General features: G+C 72.5%; 5 protein-coding genes. 1 reads left to right on the forward strand and 4 read right to left on the reverse strand.

The window, feature by feature from the left end:
* Positions 1 to 101 precede the first annotated feature (101 nt).
* Positions 102 to 950 carry a LutC/YkgG family protein gene (locus tag HW578_RS23020; RefSeq protein WP_198373049.1) on the reverse strand — a complete coding sequence of 283 codons (849 nt, stop codon included), beginning with the start codon at positions 948 to 950 and terminating at the stop codon, positions 102 to 104.
* Between the two features lie 4 nt (positions 951 to 954).
* Positions 955 to 2,379 (reverse strand): LutB/LldF family L-lactate oxidation iron-sulfur protein, encoded by a 1,425-nt coding sequence (locus HW578_RS23025; protein ID WP_198373050.1) that lies wholly within the window; start codon positions 2,377 to 2,379, stop codon positions 955 to 957.
* 154 nt (positions 2,380 to 2,533) lie between these two features.
* Between HW578_RS23025 and HW578_RS23030 the strand changes: the two genes are divergently transcribed.
* Positions 2,534 to 3,043 carry a fasciclin domain-containing protein gene (locus HW578_RS23030; RefSeq protein WP_198373051.1) on the forward strand — a complete coding sequence of 170 codons (510 nt, stop codon included), beginning with the start codon at positions 2,534 to 2,536 and terminating at the stop codon, positions 3,041 to 3,043.
* Positions 3,044 to 3,166: 123 nt separating this feature from the next.
* Here the strand turns inward: HW578_RS23030 and HW578_RS23035 are convergent, their stop codons facing one another.
* Together HW578_RS23035 and HW578_RS23040 are read right to left on the reverse strand one after the other, a co-directional pair.
* Entirely contained in the window at positions 3,167 to 3,895 is a 729-nt protein-coding gene (locus tag HW578_RS23035; protein WP_198373052.1) for a 2OG-Fe dioxygenase family protein, read from the reverse strand.
* 4 nt (positions 3,896 to 3,899) lie between these two features.
* Positions 3,900 to 4,661, reverse strand: a complete 762-nt coding sequence (locus HW578_RS23040; protein WP_198373053.1) for a (Fe-S)-binding protein — start codon at positions 4,659 to 4,661, stop codon at positions 3,900 to 3,902.
* Positions 4,662 to 4,785 lie beyond the last annotated feature (124 nt).

The raw sequence follows: 4,785 nt of genomic DNA on the forward strand, positions 1-4,785 counted from the left end.
CGCGGGCGGCAATCCGCGCCCGGGCAGCGGCGCGACCTCCGCGGCATAGGCGCGCCACAGCGCGCGGTCGGCCTCCGTCAGGCCGCGGAGGCGGCGGCGTGTCATGCCCCCGGCGGAGTCGTGGAGTCGGTCCTGCCCTTCGCGCGCCTGGGCCGGGCGGGCTTCGCCGTGGCGGCGCGGTCGCCTTCGGCCGGCGGCGCGACCGGGGCATCCGACTTCGCGGCCGCGGGGTCGTGCGACGGGCCGACCCCGGGCGTCTCCGCCGGGTCGTCCTCCACCAGCACGATGTGCAGCCGCCGCGGGCCATGCGCGCCCAGTTCCAGCGTCTGCTCGATATCCGCGCTGCGCGAGGGGCCCGTCACCAGCATGACGTTGCGCGGCATGAAACCGCTGGTCACCGGGTCGCTGCGCTCGCGACGCAGGATGTCCCAGGCTTCCTCGTAGGCGCCGACGATGCGGCTGCTGCGCAGCACGACGATCTCGGTCTCGGCCAGCAGGTTCAGCGTGGTCGGGCGTGTGGCGTCGGAGGGCAGCATGAGCGTGCCGGTCTCGGCGATCGCGGCGAAGCCGTGCTGCACCGAGACGGCGTCAGAGGGCGCCGCGCGCCGTGCCTCAAACCGCAGCAGCGGGCGGTTCGCCCAGGGCAGCGCGGCCAGGTCGGGATGCGGCGCCAGCACGAAGCGGGGTTCGAGGTTCTGCTGCGCCAGGTAATCGGCGATGGCACCGGGAATCGCGTCGGCGTCGGCCACGCGCGCGACGGTGCCGAACTCCTTCTCGACATTGCGGATGAACAGCGCGATCTGCTCGGGCCGCGGCACGCGGGACCGCGCCGGGATCAGATGGCGCGGATGGGTGGCCAGGCGCCCCTCCAGCATGGCGCGCTGGTCGGCCGGCAGCGGACCGCGCTTCAGCCCGCGGCGGACGGCGCCGAGGATGGCGTCCTTGCTCATCGGATCACCGCTTCCGCTGCTGCTGCGCGTAGCGCGCCATGAAGGTCCCGCCTTCCGGCACCGGCAGGTCGCGCCCCGCGGTCCAGCCGCCCGCCAGCGGCAGCGACCGGAACGCGCCCTTGCCGCGGCCGAGCAGCCCGAGCGCGCCGATCGCCGCGCGCGTCGCGATGCGATACGCCTGCGGCCGCTTCGCGAACCAGGCCCAGAGCCCCAGCCCGCGCCGCATCGCGCCCGGCGTCAGGTGGCGTTCGAACTCCCGCTCCCGCCAGTGCCGCATCAGGTTCGGCAGCGGGATCTTCACCGGGCAGACGCTCTCGCACTTGCCGCAGAAGGTCGATGCGTTCGGCAGTTGTGCCGCCTTGTCGATGCCCACCAGCGAGGGCGTCAGCACGCTGCCCATTGGCCCAGGATAGACCCAGCCATAGGCGTGCCCGCCGGTCGCGCCATAGACCGGGCAGTGGTTCATGCAGGCGGCGCAGCGGATGCAGCGCAGCATGTCCTGGAACTCGGAGCCGATCATGTTCGACCGGCCGTTGTCGATCAGCACGACATGGTATTCCTCGGGCCCGTCGAGGTCGCCCGGCCGCCGCCCACCCGTGCTGAAGGTCGTGTAGACCGAGAAATCCTGCCCCGTGGCGGACCGCGCCAGCAGCCGCAGCAGCGATGTCGCGTCCTCCAGCGTCGGCACCACCTTCTCGATCGACGCCAGCGCGATGTGTACGCGCGGCAGCGTCTGCGTGAGGTCGCCATTGCCCTCGTTGGTCACGATGACGGACGACCCGGTCTCGGCGATCAGGAAGTTCGCCCCCGTGATGCCGACGTCGGCCGCGAGGAAGCGGTCGCGCAGCCGGGTGCGCGCCTCGGTCAGGATGTCGCGGCGCTCGTTGAAAACGCGGTTGGGGTCGAGGTCGGTGTGCATGCGGCGGAAATCCGCCTCCCAATCCTCGCGGTTCAGGTGGAAGGCGGGGGCGATGATGTGGGAGGGGTGCTCGCGCCGCAGCTGGATGATGTATTCGCCGAGGTCGGTCTCGACCGGGGTGATGCCGTGCGCCTCGAGGTGGTCGTTGATGCCGATCTCCTCGGAGATCATCGACTTGCCCTTGGTGACGGTGCGCGCGCCGGCCTTGCGGCAGATCTCGAGCACCGCGGCGCGGGCGTCCTCGGCGGTCGAGCACCAATGCACCGTGCCGCCGGCGCCCTCGACATTCGCGGCATAGGTTTCCAGGTAGAAATCGAGGTTCGCCAGCGTGTGGTTCTTGATGTCGCGGCCGATGTCGCGCAGCTGCTCGAATTCCGGCAGGCGGGCCACCGCCTCGGCGCGGCGCTGCAGGAAGGCGCCCTTGGCCTTGCCCAGCGCCTTCTGCAGGCCTGCATCGGCCAGGGCGCGGGCGGCATTCTGCTTGAAGGCGGGGGAGGTGACCTGGACCAAGGCGGGGCTTCCTGCGTGATGGGCGCAATGTAGCGCGAAAGCGGCGTCCGGACAGGGCAGGACGTCTCGGGGCTTGCCCTGGGCCGCCCGCGGCGCGAAAAGGCCGCGGCCCCAAGCCACGGGCCGATTCGCGCCCTTTCAAGGAGAAGCGCCGGTGATCACGCGTCGTTCCCTTTTCGCCGCCGGCGGCGGAGCCCTCGTCCTGGCCGGCTGCGCAGGCGAGCAGGTCACTGCCGATGGCCGCTTCCCGATCATGGACGTGCTCGGCATCCTGTCGAATGTCTCGGACTTCCGTTCGGCGCTGCGCCGCGCCGAGCTGGCCGAGTTCCTGAACGGGCCCGGCCCCTTCACGGTCTTCGCGCCGACCAACCTGGCCTGGGGCGCGGCGCCGGCCAGCTTCAAGGACGGCGGCGCGGCCTCCCTGCGCAGCCTGATTGCCGGCGGCCGCCTGCGCCTGCCCGATATCCAGGCGCGCGGCGGGCGCGTGCGAATGCTGAGCGGCATCGACATCCGCGTGGTCGGCGGCACGCCGACCGAGCCGCGCATCCAGGCGGCGCGGGCCGGCGGCCCGCCCTCGGGCGCCTCGGCCTCGATCGTGCAGCCCAATATCCTGTGCAGCAACGGCGTGATCCACGTCGTCGGCGGCGTGCTCATTCCGAGCTAGGTCTGGTTCGCCGGGCGGCGGGTGCCGGGCATGCGCCCGGCTTGCCCGGACGCCCCGCACCGGCGCGGTCGGGACTGCGGACGCCCGGCATCGTGCGCGGGCATAGTGCTTGCGCGGTATGATTCAGCCCGGCGGGCCGCCGCGCTTCCAGGTCAGCACCAGCACGTCCCGGCAGGATGGCAGCGCGGCATCCTCCGGCGCGACCGGGGTCACGCCATGGCGCACGCGCGGATCGTTCAGCAGCGCGGTGTCCAGCGGGTCGCGCAGCACGAACTGCGCGAGGCGCCGTCCGTCGTAATCCTCGATCACCGTCTCGCCGCCCACCAGGTTGGTGCGGGCGATCATCGCGATCAGAACCACGTCCACGCCATCATGGTGCACGCCCTCGGGCGTGGGGAAGCCGGGGGTGCCGGCGGCAGCCTCGATGCGGAACTGATGCGCCTCGACGAACCAGGGATGCGCGCCGTGCAGCGAATCCGCCATGGCGCGGCCGAGGTCGAGCATCGCGCGCAGCGGCGCGCTGTCGGCGACGGCGTCCTCCATCGGCGCGAACCAGCGGTCCACGCCACCGTTCAGCGTGTTGTGCACCACCGCCTGGAAATGCGGCCGGTGCGGGCCGCGCACATGGCCCGGCATGCCCGGCTCGGCGGTGAAGTTGGCGATGCGGCGGCGGCGGTAGCGCCCGCCGTCGCGCATGAAGGCATCGGTCTCGAGCCGGCTCCAGGAGGCGAAGAAGGGGGCCAGCACGTCGGGTCGCCCGCCCGCACCCATCAGCGCCGCCATCTGGGTGCCGGGCACTCGGGCGAAGCCGCGCGCGGCGAGGTCGGCGAGCGGTCCGGCGGGCAGCGTCATGGCGTCATTCCCCGATCGGCGAGACGTCGCGCGTCATGCCGGCCAGCACCTCGGCGACGTGGCGCACCTGCACGGCGCTGCCCTCGCGCTTCAGGCGGCCGGCCATGTTCAGCAGGCAGCCCATGTCGCCCGCCAGCAGCGTGCCCGCGCCAGTGGCGGCGATGTCGCGACACTTGTCGGTGACCATGCGCGTCGAGATGTCCGGATACTTCACGCAGAAGGTGCCGCCGAAGCCACAGCAGATCTCGGGGTCCGCCATCTCGGCCAGGGTCAGGCCCTCGACGCCGGCCAGCAGCGCGCGCGGCTGCGCCTTCACGCCCATCTCGCGCAGGCCGGCGCAGGAATCATGGTAGGTCACCACGCCGTCGAAGCGCGCATCGACCTTCGTCACGCCCATCACGTCACGCAGGAAGGAGACCAGCTCATGCGTGCGCGCGGCGATCGCCTCGGCGCGGGCGCGGTATTGCGGGTCGTCCTCGAACAATGTCGGCAGGTGGTGCCCGACCATGCCCGCGCAGGAGCCCGACGGTGCCACCACGTAGTCGTAGCCCGCGAAGGCATCGACGATGCTGCGCGCCAGGTCGCGCGCGGTGGCGCGGTCGCCGGCGTTGAACGCCGGCTGGCCGCAGCAGGTCTGCGTCGGCGGCACCTCGACCAGGCAGCCGGCCTGCTCGAGCAGGCGGATCGCCGCGAAGCCCACGCTCGGCCGATAGAGATCGACCAGGCAGGTGACGAGAAGGGCGACGCGCGGCTGGCTCACGGACATGCGGCTGAGAATAGGGACGCCCCCGCCGCGCGCACAGCCCCCGCCGCCCGCGCCGCGCGCCGGCCTGCCATTCCGCCCCCGGCGCCCCGGTCGGGACACGCGACGCACGATCCGGGAGCGCACG

The sequence above is a fragment of the Roseomonas rosulenta genome (assembly GCF_016106005.1).
Classification (GTDB): Bacteria; Pseudomonadota; Alphaproteobacteria; order Acetobacterales; family Acetobacteraceae; genus Neoroseomonas; species Neoroseomonas rosulenta.

Excerpts from the sequence above, each read along its gene's own strand:
- HW578_RS23020 (WP_198373049.1), bottom strand. The coding sequence starts at position 950 with ATGAGCAAGGACGCCATCCTCGGCGCCGTCCGCCGCGGGCTGAAGCGC.
- HW578_RS23035 (WP_198373052.1), bottom strand. The coding sequence starts at position 3,895 with ATGACGCTGCCCGCCGGACCGCTCGCCGACCTCGCCGCGCGCGGCTTC.
- HW578_RS23040 (WP_198373053.1), bottom strand. The coding sequence starts at position 4,661 with ATGTCCGTGAGCCAGCCGCGCGTCGCCCTTCTCGTCACCTGCCTGGTC.